Annotated in this window: 17 protein-coding genes; 4 read left to right on the forward strand and 13 right to left on the reverse strand. The window is 68.3% G+C overall.

Going from position 1 to position 13,739, the window contains the following annotated elements; genetic code table 11:
- Positions 1-391 precede the first annotated feature (391 nt).
- From AB8O64_RS27650 to AB8O64_RS27700, 11 genes are all read right to left on the reverse strand, one after another.
- Positions 392-1,330: a class I SAM-dependent methyltransferase gene (locus AB8O64_RS27650; protein ID WP_370421968.1), complete on the reverse strand. Its 939-nt coding sequence runs from the start codon at positions 1,328-1,330 to the stop codon at positions 392-394.
- The gene (locus tag AB8O64_RS27655) at positions 1,320-1,544 is read right to left on the reverse strand and encodes a hypothetical protein (RefSeq protein WP_370421969.1); all 225 of its coding nucleotides are present in this window, start codon (positions 1,542-1,544) and stop codon (positions 1,320-1,322) included. Before AB8O64_RS27655 ends, AB8O64_RS27650 begins: the two co-directional genes overlap by 11 nt.
- 158 nt (positions 1,545-1,702) lie before the next feature.
- Positions 1,703-2,335: a hypothetical protein gene (locus AB8O64_RS27660; protein ID WP_370421970.1), complete on the reverse strand. Its 633-nt coding sequence runs from the start codon at positions 2,333-2,335 to the stop codon at positions 1,703-1,705.
- Positions 2,336-2,359: 24 nt separating this feature from the next.
- Positions 2,360-2,554 carry a hypothetical protein gene (locus AB8O64_RS27665; RefSeq protein ID WP_370421971.1) on the reverse strand — a complete coding sequence of 65 codons (195 nt, stop codon included), beginning with the start codon at positions 2,552-2,554 and terminating at the stop codon, positions 2,360-2,362.
- Entirely contained in the window at positions 2,551-2,865 is a 315-nt protein-coding gene (locus AB8O64_RS27670; protein ID WP_370421972.1) for a WhiB family transcriptional regulator, read from the reverse strand. The genes AB8O64_RS27665 and AB8O64_RS27670 overlap by 4 nt, the downstream gene beginning before the upstream one ends.
- Positions 2,866-2,905: 40 nt before the next feature.
- Positions 2,906-3,373: a single-stranded DNA-binding protein gene (locus tag AB8O64_RS27675; RefSeq protein ID WP_370421974.1), complete on the reverse strand. Its 468-nt coding sequence runs from the start codon at positions 3,371-3,373 to the stop codon at positions 2,906-2,908.
- Positions 3,373-3,777, reverse strand: coding sequence for a hypothetical protein (locus tag AB8O64_RS27680; RefSeq protein ID WP_370421975.1), 405 nt, complete (start codon positions 3,775-3,777; stop codon positions 3,373-3,375). The genes AB8O64_RS27675 and AB8O64_RS27680 overlap by 1 nt, the downstream gene beginning before the upstream one ends.
- Positions 3,774-4,652 carry a hypothetical protein gene (locus AB8O64_RS27685; protein WP_370421976.1) on the reverse strand — a complete coding sequence of 293 codons (879 nt, stop codon included), beginning with the start codon at positions 4,650-4,652 and terminating at the stop codon, positions 3,774-3,776. The genes AB8O64_RS27680 and AB8O64_RS27685 overlap by 4 nt, the downstream gene beginning before the upstream one ends.
- A 98-nt stretch (positions 4,653-4,750) precedes the next feature.
- Entirely contained in the window at positions 4,751-5,092 is a 342-nt protein-coding gene (locus tag AB8O64_RS27690) for a hypothetical protein (RefSeq protein WP_370421978.1), read from the reverse strand.
- A complete protein-coding gene (locus AB8O64_RS27695) occupies positions 5,092-5,880 on the reverse strand; it encodes a recombinase RecT (RefSeq protein WP_370421980.1) in 789 nt (262 codons plus the stop codon). Before AB8O64_RS27695 ends, AB8O64_RS27690 begins: the two co-directional genes overlap by 1 nt.
- Complete coding sequence (locus tag AB8O64_RS27700) at positions 5,877-6,797, reverse strand: YqaJ viral recombinase family protein (RefSeq protein WP_370421982.1); 921 nt, start codon at positions 6,795-6,797, stop codon at positions 5,877-5,879. Before AB8O64_RS27700 ends, AB8O64_RS27695 begins: the two co-directional genes overlap by 4 nt.
- A 658-nt stretch (positions 6,798-7,455) precedes the next feature.
- On the opposite strand from AB8O64_RS27700, the gene AB8O64_RS27705 reads away from it, so the two are divergent.
- Entirely contained in the window at positions 7,456-8,292 is an 837-nt protein-coding gene (locus AB8O64_RS27705) for a helix-turn-helix domain-containing protein (RefSeq protein ID WP_370421983.1), read from the forward strand.
- Between the two features lie 69 nt (positions 8,293-8,361).
- Here AB8O64_RS27705 and AB8O64_RS27710 read toward each other — a convergent pair whose 3' ends face one another.
- Complete coding sequence (locus AB8O64_RS27710) at positions 8,362-8,703, reverse strand: helix-turn-helix transcriptional regulator (RefSeq protein WP_370421985.1); 342 nt, start codon at positions 8,701-8,703, stop codon at positions 8,362-8,364.
- Between the two features lie 172 nt (positions 8,704-8,875).
- Between AB8O64_RS27710 and AB8O64_RS27715 the strand changes: the two genes are divergently transcribed.
- Both AB8O64_RS27715 and AB8O64_RS27720 read left to right on the forward strand, forming a co-directional pair.
- Positions 8,876-9,319 (forward strand): helix-turn-helix domain-containing protein, encoded by a 444-nt coding sequence (locus AB8O64_RS27715; RefSeq protein WP_370421987.1) that lies wholly within the window; start codon positions 8,876-8,878, stop codon positions 9,317-9,319.
- Positions 9,320-9,557: 238 nt separating this feature from the next.
- Positions 9,558-10,889 carry a tyrosine-type recombinase/integrase gene (locus AB8O64_RS27720; protein WP_370421988.1) on the forward strand — a complete coding sequence of 444 codons (1,332 nt, stop codon included), beginning with the start codon at positions 9,558-9,560 and terminating at the stop codon, positions 10,887-10,889.
- 254 nt (positions 10,890-11,143) lie between these two features.
- Here AB8O64_RS27720 and AB8O64_RS27725 read toward each other — a convergent pair whose 3' ends face one another.
- Complete coding sequence (locus AB8O64_RS27725) at positions 11,144-11,968, reverse strand: inositol monophosphatase (protein WP_370421989.1); 825 nt, start codon at positions 11,966-11,968, stop codon at positions 11,144-11,146.
- A gap of 222 nt (positions 11,969-12,190) precedes the next feature.
- On the opposite strand from AB8O64_RS27725, the gene AB8O64_RS27730 reads away from it, so the two are divergent.
- Entirely contained in the window at positions 12,191-13,726 is a 1,536-nt protein-coding gene (locus AB8O64_RS27730; RefSeq protein ID WP_370421990.1) for an amino acid permease, read from the forward strand.
- Positions 13,727-13,739: the final 13 nt, after the last annotated feature.

Below are 13,739 nucleotides of genomic sequence, written 5' to 3' on the forward strand. Positions count from 1 at the left end.
TGCGGGCCCGGATGGTGGACCAGGCGGACGGTAGCCGCGCCTTGCGGTTGCTGGTGTGCCAGGGCAGAGGCCGTCACCTCCGGGCAGGTCGGTGACGGTGGGGGTTGTGCCCGCCCCCGGGTTCGAACCGGGATCTCTGCGGCCCTCTTCCGCGCGAAGGCGGTAGCCGCGCACCTCTCCTTTGGGTCAGGCGGGCGTGTGGGGGCTGCACGGGCTTACGACCCCGTTCGGCTCACCCCCGCGTGGAGCGGGGGCCGGTTACTTGTGGGCGGTGCAGTCCCCTGGTGGTCTCGGCCGGAGTCGAACCGGTCTCCGCCCGCCGGGTGGGGCGGGGCGCTTCTTGCCTGGGCGGGACCGTGGCGCCCCGCCGAGTGCGGGCAGGGGCGTTGGCCTAGGGGTGTGTGAGTGCTGCGGTTGCCTTGCGCGGATTGCCCTTGACGAAGGTCAGGACGTATTGGTGATGCCGTCCGTGTTTACGGGAGGCGGACCATTGGGCGCCTAGCCGCATCGGCGTTGTCCCGAGGGTGTTCACCAGGATGGCGTCGTTGTAGAGGCGGGCCCCGGCGGCCTCGTGGGCGGCAATGGTCAGTTGGACCAGGCCGCGCAGGTACCCGGTGGAGTTCCGCACCTCACCCACCACCCATGTGGCGAACCGATTCTGCGCAAGGCACCGCACGGATTCCGCGATGATCGTCCGGTATGCCTCTGCGAACTCCGACCACCGCATTGCAGACAGGTCAGCCGGGTGGTCTGAGTAGCGCTCTAGGTCGTGGTACGGCGGGCAGGTGAAGATGTAGTCATAGGCGCCGGACGCGAGTTGGGGGATCTCGTCGGCGGAATCGCCGAGGATCCACTGGGGCTCGGCGGCGAGGAGGTCACGGTCCCTCCACGTGGCGGCGGCTTCCTCGTTGGCGTCAACCTGCGACGGGGAGAGGTCGATGCCGGTGTAGTGGTGTCCGGCGTTGGCGGCGACGAGGCCGCGCACGGAGCCACCGGCGAAGGGGTCGAGGATCTTCCCGCCGTCGGGGCAGTACCAGGCGTAGGACGCTTCGGCTAGGACAGGGTCGAACGTCGAGAGTCCGTCGTTGACGGCGGCCAGCTTGCGGCCGAACGCGTTGTCGGTGGCGTAGGTGGTGACGTGCTCACGCCCCCGGCGGCTGTTCAAGCCGAGGTCTTCCCACGCGCGGCGGCGGTCGCGCCACGGACCGAGGTCGGTGCGCAGTACGGAGAAGGGGAGGATGCCGGGCAGTCCGGGCCGGGGCCCAGTGGGGGGCCCGGGGTCGAGGAGGGCGAGTTGCCTCGGGTCTGCGGCCACAGCGTCACTGAGCATGTGGTACCCCTCCGGCGGTGCTTGTGCGGCTGGCCGCGCGCCGGTTGAGGTGGGCGCGCAGTTCCCGGAGGTCGACCAGGGCGCGGCCTGCGGTGTCGTAGCCGGTGCGTTTGATGTGCCCGCGCTTGATCCACTGGCGGATGGTGGCGGGGGTGGTGCGGGCGTACTGGGCGGCGGCGACGGTGTCACAGGAAAGGGGGAGGGGTGGGGACACGTGCGTCTGCCTCCCGCCCAGGTACGCCGAAAGCCCCGCCAGCCAGGGGGGTGGGCCGGAGGGGCTTTCGGTTATGTTCACGCCGGTATGTAGGCATACGGGGGGCGCTGCATTTGAGTGTGACACGGGTGGAGGAAAACCCCAAGGACCCCTGTTGATCAGACAGCTAGGGCCAGGGCGGCGCCGAGGTCGAGGGCGTCCCAGGTGGTGCGGCACCACCGGCACGTGACGGTGATCGCGCCGGGGGTGTAGCGCAGGACGGCGCCACACGCCTGGGTGTCGTCGTCGGCACCGGGGGCGGGGCAGTGGCCGATGCGGCGGGCGCGTTTGGCGGGGTCGAGGAGACCGGATGCATCGCTGTGCAGGTCGCCGATCTCGCGGGCGAAGTCGTCCACTGCGGGGTGGCTCTCGATGGCCCAGGGAAGGTTGGTGCGAAGGGCGGCGGCGGCCTCGGCGAGCGGGTCGGAGCGGTAGGTGGGGGCGGGCCATTCGAGGTGGTCGTGCCAGTCGGTCAGCCAGCTGTCCAGGGCGGCGGTGGCGGCGGTGATGCGGTCGAGGATGTCGAGGCGGAGCGGGGCCGGGGGGTCGGTGTGGGAGCGTGCGCGGGGCCCGTCGGGTGCTCGTCCGGGGCTAGGTGCCAGAAGCCCGTGAAGGTCGCCGATCAGGTCGGGAAGTTGGTCGAGGTGGTCGGTGATCCGCCGCTCGCAGGGGCGGCACGCGTACCGGTGCTGTTCGTCGGTCCACAGGGTGTGGAGACAGACGGCGCAGGAGGGGCTGTCGGTGCTGATCAAGGGGCTTTCCTAACAGCGGTGTGGTCAGCCAGCGGTTTGGGCCAGGGCGTAGTCAGGCGAGATGTCACCGGCGCACAGGTCCCGGAGGGCGGCGACGATGTCTCCGTGCCGACGCGGGGTGCACATGAGCGTGTCGGCGATGTGGGCGGCGGTGGCGAGTCGCTCGTACAGGTCGTCGAGGCGGTCGTCCGTAATGGTGTTCGCGCTGTCGCGGGTCATGCGGCGGTGGCCTCCGTGGGCTCGGCCCGGTGGGCTTTGAGGCGTCGGGTGGTGGGGCGGTAGTCGTGCTCTGCCTCGGTGCGGCCGCCCCAGATGCCCCACTCGTGATGCTCGCGGGCCCAGTCGCCGCACGTGGTGCGGATGGCGCAGCCGAAGCACAGTTCCCGCGCGGCGGCCACGCGGGCGGTCGTCTCGCTCTGGCGCTCTTGCCGGTCGGGCGGGAAGAACAGGCCAGGGGCGGCCGCGCACGGGACGCTGTAGTCGTCGCTGCTCGGGACGTAGGGCGGGGGGACAATCTTGATGGGGGGCACGAAGGGGCTTTCCGGGGTGCTCGTCGGTGGTCGGGGTGGTTCAGAACGTCGGCGCGGCTGGTCCGAATCGCTGTGCGGCCCTGTGAGAGGCGTTCTCCGTTGCCCGCCGGTCATTGGCCCCGAAAGGGGCTGCTGTGGCCTGAGAGGATGCGTTGCGCCCCTTTGTGGGGCTGGTGGTGCGAAGGGGGACAGCGAGGTTGGTGATGTGGAGCTGGAACCCGGTGTGCTTGATGCCGTCCTTCTCGTAGTCGTCCGGCTTGAGCCGGCCGGTGACGGTGACGGCGTGCCCCTTGGTGAGCTGGTCGGCTGCGGTTTCGGCGATGCGGTCCCATGCGGTGCAGCGGAGCCAAAGCGTTCCGGTGGTCTCCCACTCGTTGGTGGCGGGGTTCTTGCGGCGGTCGTTGCACGCGACCGTGAAGGAGGCGACTGCGGAGCCGCTGGGGGTGAAGCGGAGGACCGGGTCGGCGGCGAGGTTGCCGGTGGCCGTGAGGTGGGTGTCAGTGGGCATCAGCAGGTGGCTTTCGGGACGTGGCGGCCGGTGGTGGCGAGGAGTTCGGCGAGGGGGCGGCGGCGGGCGGTGGGGTTGGCGGCGCGCAGGCGCTGGGCGCGGACGGCGGCGAGGTAGGCGGGGATGTCGTCGGGGTCGGCGTCGGGGACTTCCGGGGATTGGCCGGGTCCGTGGATGTGGCGGGAGCGGCTGGCGCGCATCTGGCGTACCCGTGCGGTGATCTCCCCGACGGCCACGAATGCCGCTCCGCCGTCCACGAGGGCGACGACGGCGGCGCGGGCGTCGGTGAGGTCGTAGGGCGCGAGCACGTCGTGCCAGGCGTCGGGCGTGAACTCGTCCATACGCTGCCCGGGGCAGATGGCGCGGACGTAGCGGGTCAGGGCCACGGTCTCTTCGGGGGTCACGCGATCAGGGCTTTCTGTGTGTCCTCACCGGCGGAGACGTCGCCGGCCGAGCGGGCGCGGGCACGTTCCAGGGCGCGGGCGAACATGTCGTCCGTCGTGCTCTGGAGCCGGTTGACGGCGGGGCTGGCGGCAGGCGCGGCGGGGGCGTCCGCGGGAATGTCGGGCAGGGCATCCCACACGCGGATCAGGTACCGGATGCTGCGGGGCGGGTCAGCGGGGTTCCAGGCACGGCATGCGGCGTCCACGAGGCGGGCGGTGGGCACGCGCTCCAGGTGACGGCGGAGCGATTCCCGATCGGCGCTGTCGGTCCGCCATCCCACGACACATCCAACGGCCGTGAGCTGGTCGGCCAGCGGCCGGGCGAACTCCGGAACCCCGACCGCACCGGCCGCAGCCGGAGCGGCGGAACGCGCTGGGGGGCGTAGGGGGGACGGTTCTATCCCGTCAGGGATAGAACCGGGTACGGGTACGGGACGGGTTGGGGACGGGGCAGCGTTAGTCACGGGGTGACTCACGCTGTTAGTAACGGCGTTACTGCCCCCGTTACGCGCGAGGTCATCCGGCGCGTCCGGTGGCGGCGTTTTGCCGGTCTTCCTGTCACGAAAACGCCTCTGACGTGCGGCGTTGCGCTCCCTTTCCGCACGGACCTGTTCGGCGAGGGGGTTGTAATCGTTGAAATCGTGCAGCACCCAGCCGCCCTCAACGCGCGCCCACAAACCGGCCGCTTCGAGTTGCCGTGCTGTCGCCGTCATGCCGCGCACGTGCGCCACAAGAGGCAACTCGCGGTCGCTGATCATGCCGTCGGTCAGGTTCTCCGCGCACCAGCACAGGGCCGAGACATGCAGCCGAAAGGCCCGGTCTGTCAGCGTGGCCACCTTCCGGTGCGAGGGGAATCGGTCGTCTAGGCGGACCCACGGCACGGGAACACTCCTGGTTGTCTATGGGTGAGGGTCGGGGCTGTGGGCGTCCGGTGTTATGCCGCAGACGCGAGGTCGTCGGCGGCGGCGGTGAGGCGGTAGACCGTGATGCGGTGCCCGTGTGTCGCGGGTGACGTACTGGGCACGGTCCGGCCCGTGGCGGTGATCGTGCGGGAAGCGGCGAGGCCGCGCACTGCCGCGCCGAGCAGCCCGTGCGGAAGGTCGGGGAGCTGGTCGCGGAAGTCGTTCGCGGAGAACTCGGCGGCGGTCAGCGCGTGGTCGAGGATGAGGGCCTGGACCAGCGCGAGTTGGTCGCCGCCGGCCGCCGAGCGGATGCGCCCCAGGAGGCTGTTCGCGTTGCGTTCGGCCCGGAACTGCGCGAGGTGGACGGTACCCATTACGCCGCCTCCGCTCGCAGGACTGCGACCTCGTCCCGCTGCGCCGAGGCCAGCGGAGCGCCCCCGCTTCGGCGCACGGCACCCAGTCGGGCGCTGAGGTACTCGGCGGACGTCGGAACATAGGACGCCAGACGGTGAACGGCCGTCTTGGACCACATGGCCGCTTCGTGAAGCTGCCACGGAGACGAAGGCCGATCTGCGCCCTGGGCAGTGAGCTTCGCGCGGTCGATGTCCAACTGATTCAGGACGACGACTTTGCTTACGGCCCCGTCGCGCATAACCGCGTATGCGTAGACGAGCCGGAGCGGCCCCCGGTCGCGGGCCCATTCGGCACGGTGGAACGGGCGGACCATCGGACCGTTCCACCGTGGCGGGGCCGCTTCGGTGTCGAGTGCGCCCGGGGTCCACACGAACTCGTCGTCCTCGTGGACCGTCTCCACCACCACGGTGGACACGGCCCCGGCCCGGTACATCAGCTCTATCTCACCCTGCCATCCCACGATGCCGTGAACACGGCCCTTGAAGACGACCAGGTGATAGGACTCGGTGCCCGGGTCGAGGCCGAGGCGGGCGGCGTCCAGAAGAACGGCCATGAGCTGGCCGGGGTCATTGGCCGCCGCTTGGGCCAGCTTCTCATCACGACGCAGGACGCCCTGAGCGAGACGGACGAACGTAGCCGGGGAGACGTGAGAGGGCAGGACGCGGGCAAAGTCGGGGGCGTACTGACTGACCAGCTCCGCCGGGTCGTTCGCACGCCGGGCGACGGCTGCCCGGATCGAGGTGGTCATGCTGCTGCCTTCATGTAGGTGCGGTTGGGGATGAGGGAGCGGGTGGTGCCGTCCGGCCGGGCGGTACGGGTGGCAACTGTCTGCCCGTCGGCCTTGCAGCGGCGGGCGTTGCCCATGGCGGACAGGACGGCAGCGGCGCGGGCGATCTTCCGTTCCTCGGCCCGCTGGTAGTCGAGGACCGCCGCCCGGTATGCCTCGGCGATGTCGGGGGCGATGTCGGCCACGACGTCTTCGACGCCGTCCGGGAGCTGCCGAACGGTGCGGTAGGTGGCTGTGTGGCCGTCCAGCGGTGGCGGCTCGGCGGCGGCGATACTCCGAAGGAACTCGGCGGCCTGGTCCCGCAGGAAGAGCGCTTCCGCCGCGTCGTAGACGATGGTGTATTCGCGGTACTCCTGCCCAGCCACCAGGACAGCCACCGTTGCGGAGTCCAGTCCCAAGGTGTCGAGCTGCCAAAGCACTTGGCATCGGTAGTAGACCGGCACGTCGTCAGTACCGGGTTCGCCGAAGCCGTCCGCATAGCGGCTCGTCTTGATCTCCAGCAGGGACGCCGGGCCACCGCCGGCGGGGGTGATGATGCGGTCCGGGGTGGCGCGCTGCCAGTCCCGCTCACGGTGGGCCCACGTACCGGTCTCGTGGACCACGAGGTCCGGGTGGGCGTCCGCGAATGCTTCGGCGATGACCGGTTCCAAGCGGGTGCCCCACTTCATGGCGGCCGTCGGTTCCACGTCCTCGTGGAGGACTGTTCCCGCCTTGTGGTGCCACAAGGAGAACGGAGAGCGCCAGGGCGACAGACCCATGACGGCAGCCGCATCTGTCGCGGTGATGACGAGGCCTGAGCGGGCCTGGTCCCACTCCGGCGTTCCCGGTGTGAACGCGCCGAGGAAGTGGGCGGCGAGCACTTCGGGTGCATTCGTCATCGAGCATCTCCCCGACGGTGACGACTGCGCCGGTCGCCGGGTGCACCAGCGGTATGTACCAGCCACGCGGCTGTTCCGCCGCCCAGCAGCAGAAACCCAACGATGATCCAGGCACTCATGCGGCACCACCACGAGAGAAGAAAGGCGCGGACGGCACAGATATGAACAGGCTTACGGGCATGCCGAATCACTCCAGCAGGTCTAGAGAGGTCGCCCTATCGACAGGTCATCGAGACGTGCGAATGGGCGTCACAAGAGAAGGGGGAAGGCGCCATGTGGCGCGACGCCGCGCGAAGTGTTGGCAGATTGGCCAACGAGTTGGCTGCGGGAAGGGGATACATGACCCGTTCGTCGGCAGGACGAAGGGAATGAAATCAGAGATCGAAGCGGCTCACGCCGGGCTCCTCCTCGCAGGTGGCGGGCTGTGCGGCGGCCCTTACTCTGCCTGATTTTTTCGATCTCATGTTGGAACAGATCTGTTCCGGAATGGCGCTGTTCCGGAACAGATCTATTCCGGGTTGGGGGTTTCTTGGCGCCGGCGGACGCACATAATTTATTTCTCAACAAACGGAACGCGTGTACGGTTAAGGCGTTCGGTGGGGCGGGGCCCGGATATTGATCTTGGAATATTGATCTTGGAATTGTGAAGGTGGCAGACGTGAGTGAGCGGGACCTCGCAGCAATTGGCCGCATGGCGCGCCAGTGGCGCGAGAGGGTGGACCCCGAGGAGTTGCCAGGATTCACCGCGCGCTATGGCCGGCGGCAGCAGAGCAGGTTGACGCAGGACGACGTAAGCCGACTGATCGGATTTTCCGCGCGCTGGTACAGCAATCTGGAGCGGGGCGTGAAAACCCCCTACAGCGACGCGTTCCTCGACAGCGTCGCGCGGGTGCTGGAGCTGAGCGGGGACGAGCGCCACACGCTCTACACCTACACAGTCAAGCGCCCCCCGGAGCCGGTGCCGGGGGTGGACACAAGCATCATCGACCCCGCCCTCGCCAGGTTCGTACACATGCAGCCGCACCCCTGCTACGTGTCCGATCAGGGCTGGGACGTACCCATCTACAACGACGCGGCGGCCAAGCAATGGCGGTGGATGACGCGCGGCGGCAACGTCATGCTCTGGGCGCTCACCCAGCCGGAAGCGCGGCTTCAGTTGATCGACTGGGAGCGGTCTTGGGCCATCCCGATGGCGGCGCAGCTCCACATGGCAAGGCACAAGAACCCGGACCACCCGCGCCTGCGAGAAGTAGTGAAGAAGGTCAACGAAGACCCCGACGCACGACGCATCTACTGGGAAGAGGGCCTGCGCAACGTTCACCCGGACGGGTCGCGGAGGCGGGTGTACCTCCCGCACCACCATGATCAGGAATTCGAGGTCGTCTTCCTGGCCTTCCCCCTCCTGCGTGACCCCAGCTACCGCCTCATGACCGTTGTGCCCGCCGACGAGTGCGAGCCTTACGCGGACGTCGAGCCGCTCCGCGCGGCTGCCTGAGAAGGAAAAAGCTAATGCCCCCTGCGGCCACAGGCCGCAGGGGGCATCACCGTATGCGCTTCCAAGTGATCAGGCGGCCCGACGTTCACTCGGTCGTTCGCCGGATCGGTCACGCCTGGAGCCAGCAACCAGGTTCAGGGGGTTCAGCTCAGAATTCGAGCGGGAATCAGCCGCTTCGCAAGCGTCCAGATAGGCGACCAGCGCGGTCCGCCGGTACACCACATGGCCCTCTATTCGGAAGGACCGAGGGCCCCGGCGGCGATGGCGCCAGGTACGCAGCGTTGCTTCCGCCACGCCGAGATAGATGGCCGCCTGCTTTGTGGAGAGCACAGCAGGAACCAGGCCGCCCCCGCGGGCCGCCCCGGCCGATGTAACGCCAGTGATCACAAGACCCCCAAGGTAACGGGGCACCTTGCTGCACCCACGTGCACAACGTTAGGCAACGATGGCTAACTAAGCAACGCCTATCCCCATTCGTTTGACTTCGTTGTCTATTCGATGTTCCATTACGGCGCACTGCGTTGCAGAGGGAAGAGGAGGGGACGTACCTTGACCACCAGAGGGCCAACGATGGGCAGGGATCTTGAACGAGTCAGAGCACGCTTGGCGACGACTCGGTTCCGCCCTGCGGCAGGAGCGAGAGCGCCAGGGCTTGAGTCAAGCCGCCTTGGCCGAGCGCGCAGGCGTATCCGTGGGGAGTGTCAAGAACGCCGAGGCCGGGGCAGTCCCGAAAAGCCGGCGCCCCTACACCCTTACCCGGATCGAGCAGGCGTTGAGCTGGCCTGCCGGAACAGTCGATGCGATCTTGAGCGGCCAGCCAACCCCCGACCCCGCAGAGACCTCGCCATCACCTCGGGGTGACCTCGACGAGGCCCGCAAGGGTCTCTACGGCGCACTTAAATTCGGCTGGATCTGCAAGCAACTCGGCGCCCCGAGTGCTCAGTTGGATGCATTTGAAGCAGCGGCCCAGGCCCTGTTTGCTGCCACCGTTCAAACCCATCCCGAACGGTCGGACGCCCCCAAGTAATTGCGGCAGACCGCACCGCTTGCGGCATACCTCGGTTCATCGCGATATCGCGTGAAGCCCTTCGCGACCGGCGAGTCGATCGCCCTGCAGCGCGCCGCTACGAGGGCCGTACCTCACACGACCACGGCTTGACGGCCCTCTGCGTCTCGGGTCCGCGCTGCGCTAGGCGCATGCCCTTGCGGAACTCCATCGGAACCTTGCTCCGGGTGCGGCTCCGCCTACCCAGAAATGAACTTGAATGCCGGGATACATAGAAGACCGTTGGCTGACCAAGAAGAAGGACCCATCCACTGGGCAGCGGCGCCGGACCAGTCGCTACGGTAAAGGCAAGCGCTACAGAGTTGCTGGTGTCCTCGGCGTTGCCGACGCCTCTTTCTCTGCCCTCCAGGACGCCAAGGACTGGCTCGCGAAGGCCCAGACCGACTCCAGTCGCGGCACGTTCGCCGACCCGCGCCACGGCTTGATCACCCTGACCAAGTACATCGAAACTGTGTGGATCAAAGGGAAGGGCGGGACCGAGAAGAGCAAAAGAAACCGCCGCCTCAAGCTCAACCACATAGAGGACTTTCTCGGTGACCTCCCGCTCTTGGACATCGACCCTGCGGCCGTGCGGCGGTTCATCGTCCAGCTTGACGAGGTTGCCGGCCTGGCCGCCACTTACGCACACAGCATCTGCTCGACCCTGCGCAGCATCCTCGACGTTGCCATCGAGGACAAACGCATAGGAAGCAACCCCACACGCAACAAGTCCGTGGTCTTCCCGTCGAAGAAGATCAAGGAGAAGCGGGAGGCATGGCATCCTGCGGTCCTCCGTCGCGTCATCGAAGCCATCAGTCCCCGCCACCGCATTGCCGTCGTCCTGGGCGCTGGTGCAGGCCTGCGGCAGGGTGAAGTCTTCGGGCTGGCTGTGGAAGATCTCGACTTCGAACAGAAGCTCATCCACGTCCGCCGCCAGGTTCAGATGATCGGCAGTCGCCTCTTCTTCAAGCTGCCGAAGGGCGAGAAGACTCGGGTCGTCCCCATGGCTGCGGGAGTCGAAGCCGAACTGCGCGCCTACGTCGCCCACTACGCGCCGGTGATGGTGGAACTGCCCTGGGGCAAGCACACGGCCGAAGAGACCGCGAGTCACCGTCTCGTCCTCACGACTACCTATGGCCGGGCAAACAACTTCAACACCTGGAACGTCCGCATTTGGAAACCGGCACTGGTGGCCGCCGGCGTCATCCCGCCCTCTCCGGCAGGTTCACGTCCTTGGGAGTTCGTCAAGTCACGCAAGCACGGTTTCCACATCACCCGGCACACCTACGCCTCATCGGTGTTGCAGGGCGGCGAGGACGTCGTGACCTTGTCCCACTGGCTCGGCCACGAGACCGCGACCATCACGTTCGAGTACTACGCGCACTTCATTCCGCAGTCAGGGCAACGGGGCAGCCTGGCGGTGGATCGTCTGCTGGGCTACGCGCCAACCGCCGCTCCCCGGAAGCTGATTCTCCCCAAATTCTCCCCAGAGCACATCTGGAAGCCCTACCAATTCCACAAAACAGCAGGTCAGATGGTGCAAGCGGCATAGTGTGCCAGTACTTCCGCAAGGAGGTCATGGCGGAGATCGGGCTCACCGCCCCGGACATCGCCCGCCAGGTCACCGGCCTGGTCTCCAAGATCGACGGCCGCTACGAGGAGCCCACGGACTCCGTCGGGGTCGTCAACGGCTGACCAGCGGTCTTCCGCCGGCACTGCTCTCGCGAAGGGCCGGTCGGGTCACCCATTCGGGTGGCTCCGACCGGCCCTTCGTCGTCTCCGCAGCCTGATCGAACCCGCCGCGGTCTACGAGGTCACCGCAGGGTCCTCGGCGCGGATCATCGACAACAGCAGCGCATGCGTCCCGGCGTCCGCGGCCACGAGGAGCCCACGGCCCGTCTGTCCGTCCGTCTGTCCGACCGGAGCGCCGTCGACTCCGGTGACGACACAGCCGGCGGCCCGGCACAGCGCGATGCCGGCGGCGAAGTGCACGCTCTCGGTCAGGTCGCCGCCGTCGGTGACGTAGGCGGCGCGCTTGCCGGCCGCGACCCATGCCAGCGCCAGCGTCGTCGACACCACCCGCGGCCGGAACCGTGCGACGAACCCCGGGTGAGCGAGCAGGTCCACCGCCCGGAATCCGGGCGCGCTCGGAAAGGGCGGGTCCAGGTTCACGTCCACCAACCGGTTGGCGGCCGTCGGCGCCAGCCGCGTGTCGCGTCCGTCGCGGCGAACCCAAGCGGTCGCACCGTCGGTGAAGAAGACCTCGTCGCTGAAGGGATCGGCCACCGCGGCCGGACCGTCGCGCAGGGCCACGTTGACGGCGACGAGCATGCTGCCGACGGCGTAGTTGAGCGTGCCGCACAAGGGGTCCACCCACCACTGGCGCCCCGCGTCAGCCGCCCCCCGCTGCCCGCCCTCCTCACCGTGCACCGCGTCGTCAGGCCGCGCCGCACGGATGACCCCGAGGATCGCTTCCTCGGCCGCCACATCGGCATCGGTGGCGAAGTCCCCGGCACCCTTGTCGATGTGGGTGAGCCGCTGCCCGTACCTGGCGCGCACGGCCTCCGCACCGGCCCGCGTGGCGGCTATCGCGACATCGGCGTCGTCAAGGCTCGCAGTTGAGTTGATCATGGCGGGCAGAGTAGCGGGACGACGCGGCCCCGGGCGTCCGACGAGCCGACTGGTTTTCGCCTGTTCGGGTGGACCAGTCGGCTCGTTCGCATAGGTGCCGCTGCGTCCTATCGGGTGAATCCTGGGAGCGGTGGCCGGGATGGCCCGGATCCGGCCCGGATCATCGCGGACACTCGCTCAGTTGCAGGGACGAGCGACGGTCGAGCAGGCGGAGGTGGGCTGATGAGCACAGTGCGACCCTCCCGGAACAGCCGCGGCAGGAGCGGCATCTTCCGGACCAAGACGGTGGAGCAGTCCATCCGGGACACCGAGGAGCCGGAGCACGCGCTCAAGAAGTCGTTGTCGGCCGTCGACCTCACCGTCTTCGGTGTCGGTGTCGTCATCGGCACCGGCATCTTCGTTCTCACCGGCAAGGTCGCCAAGGAGAACGCGGGCCCCTCCGTAGCCCTCGCCTTCGTCCTCGCCGGTGTGGTGTGCGGGCTCGCGGCGCTCTGTTACGCCGAGTTCGCCTCCACCGTGCCGGTGGCCGGATCCGCGTACACCTTCTCGTACGCCTCGCTGGGCGAGCTGCCCGCGTGGATCATCGGCTGGGACCTCGTCCTGGAGCTGGCGCTGGGCTGCGCCGTGGTCGCCGTGGGCTGGTCCGGCTATGTCCGCTCGCTGATGGACAACGCGGGCTGGCATCTGCCCGCCGGGCTGGAGGGCACCCATGAGGGCAGCTTCGGCTTCGACATCCTGGCCTGCGCGCTCGTGCTGGTCCTGACGGCGATCCTGGTCCTCGGCATGAAGCTGTCCTCGCGGGTGACCGCCGTCGTGGTCGCCATCAAGGTCACCGTCGTCCTGCTCGTCATCATCGTGGGCGCCTTCTTCATCACCGGCTCCAACTACGACCCCTTCCTCCCGGAGTCCGAGGGCACCGAGGCCGGCGGCGGGGTGAAGGCACCGCTGATCCAGGTGCTGTTCGGGTTCGCCCCCTCGAACTTCGGCGTCATGGGCATCTTCTCCGCCGCCGCGGTGGTCTTCTTCGCCTTCATCGGCTTCGACATCGTCGCCACCGCCGCCGAGGAGACCCGCAACCCGCAGCGTGACGTCCCGCGCGGCATCCTCGGCTCGCTCGCCATCTGCACGGTGCTCTACGTGGCCGTGTCCATCGTCGTCACCGGCATGCAGAAGTACACCGAGCTGTCCACGGACGCGCCGCTCGCCGATGCCTTCAAGGCCACCGGGCACCCCTTCTGGGCCGGTCTGATCAGCTTCGGGGCGGCCGTCGGCCTCACCACCGTGTGCATGATCCTGCTGCTCGGCCAGAGCCGGGTGTTCTTCGCGATGAGCCGCGACGGGCTGCTGCCGAGGATCTTCTCGCGGGTCCACCCGAAGTTCGGCACGCCCTACCGCTCCACCATCCTGCTCGGGGTCGTCGTCGCGGTGCTCGCCGGCTTCACCTCGATCGACGTGCTGGCCGAACTCGTCAACATCGGCACCCTCTTCGCCTTCGTCGTCGTCGCGCTCGGCGTCATCATCCTGCGCCGCACCCGCCCCGACCTGCCGCGCTCCTTCCGGGTCCCGCTCGTCCCCTTCATTCCCGTGCTGTCCGTGGTGGCCTCGGTGTGGCTGATGCTCAATCTGACGGGGGAGACCTGGCTGCGGTTCGCGGCGTGGATGGTGCTCGGCGTCGTCGTCTACTTCGTCTACGGGCGGCAGCACAGCCGTCTCGGCAAGGCGGATGCCTCGGTTCGGCAGGCCCCGCCGGGCATTTAACGGGACACAGCCC

The sequence above is a fragment of the Streptomyces sp. QH1-20 genome (assembly GCF_041283565.1).
In the GTDB taxonomy this organism is placed as follows: Bacteria; Actinomycetota; Actinomycetes; order Streptomycetales; family Streptomycetaceae; genus Streptomyces; species Streptomyces syringius.

Coding starts and splice junctions, on each gene's coding strand:
- AB8O64_RS27700 (WP_370421982.1), bottom strand. CDS start 6,797: ATGACGAATGCACCCGAAGTGCTCGCCGCCCACTTCCTCGGCGCGTTC.
- AB8O64_RS27650 (WP_370421968.1), bottom strand. CDS start 1,330: ATGCTCAGTGACGCTGTGGCCGCAGACCCGAGGCAACTCGCCCTCCTC.
- AB8O64_RS27720 (WP_370421988.1), top strand. CDS start 9,558: ATGCCGGGATACATAGAAGACCGTTGGCTGACCAAGAAGAAGGACCCA.
- AB8O64_RS27730 (WP_370421990.1), top strand. CDS start 12,191: ATGAGCACAGTGCGACCCTCCCGGAACAGCCGCGGCAGGAGCGGCATC.
- AB8O64_RS27675 (WP_370421974.1), bottom strand. CDS start 3,373: ATGCCCACTGACACCCACCTCACGGCCACCGGCAACCTCGCCGCCGAC.
- AB8O64_RS27725 (WP_370421989.1), bottom strand. CDS start 11,968: ATGATCAACTCAACTGCGAGCCTTGACGACGCCGATGTCGCGATAGCC.
- AB8O64_RS27665 (WP_370421971.1), bottom strand. CDS start 2,554: ATGACCCGCGACAGCGCGAACACCATTACGGACGACCGCCTCGACGAC.
- AB8O64_RS27695 (WP_370421980.1), bottom strand. CDS start 5,880: ATGACCACCTCGATCCGGGCAGCCGTCGCCCGGCGTGCGAACGACCCG.
- AB8O64_RS27690 (WP_370421978.1), bottom strand. CDS start 5,092: ATGGGTACCGTCCACCTCGCGCAGTTCCGGGCCGAACGCAACGCGAAC.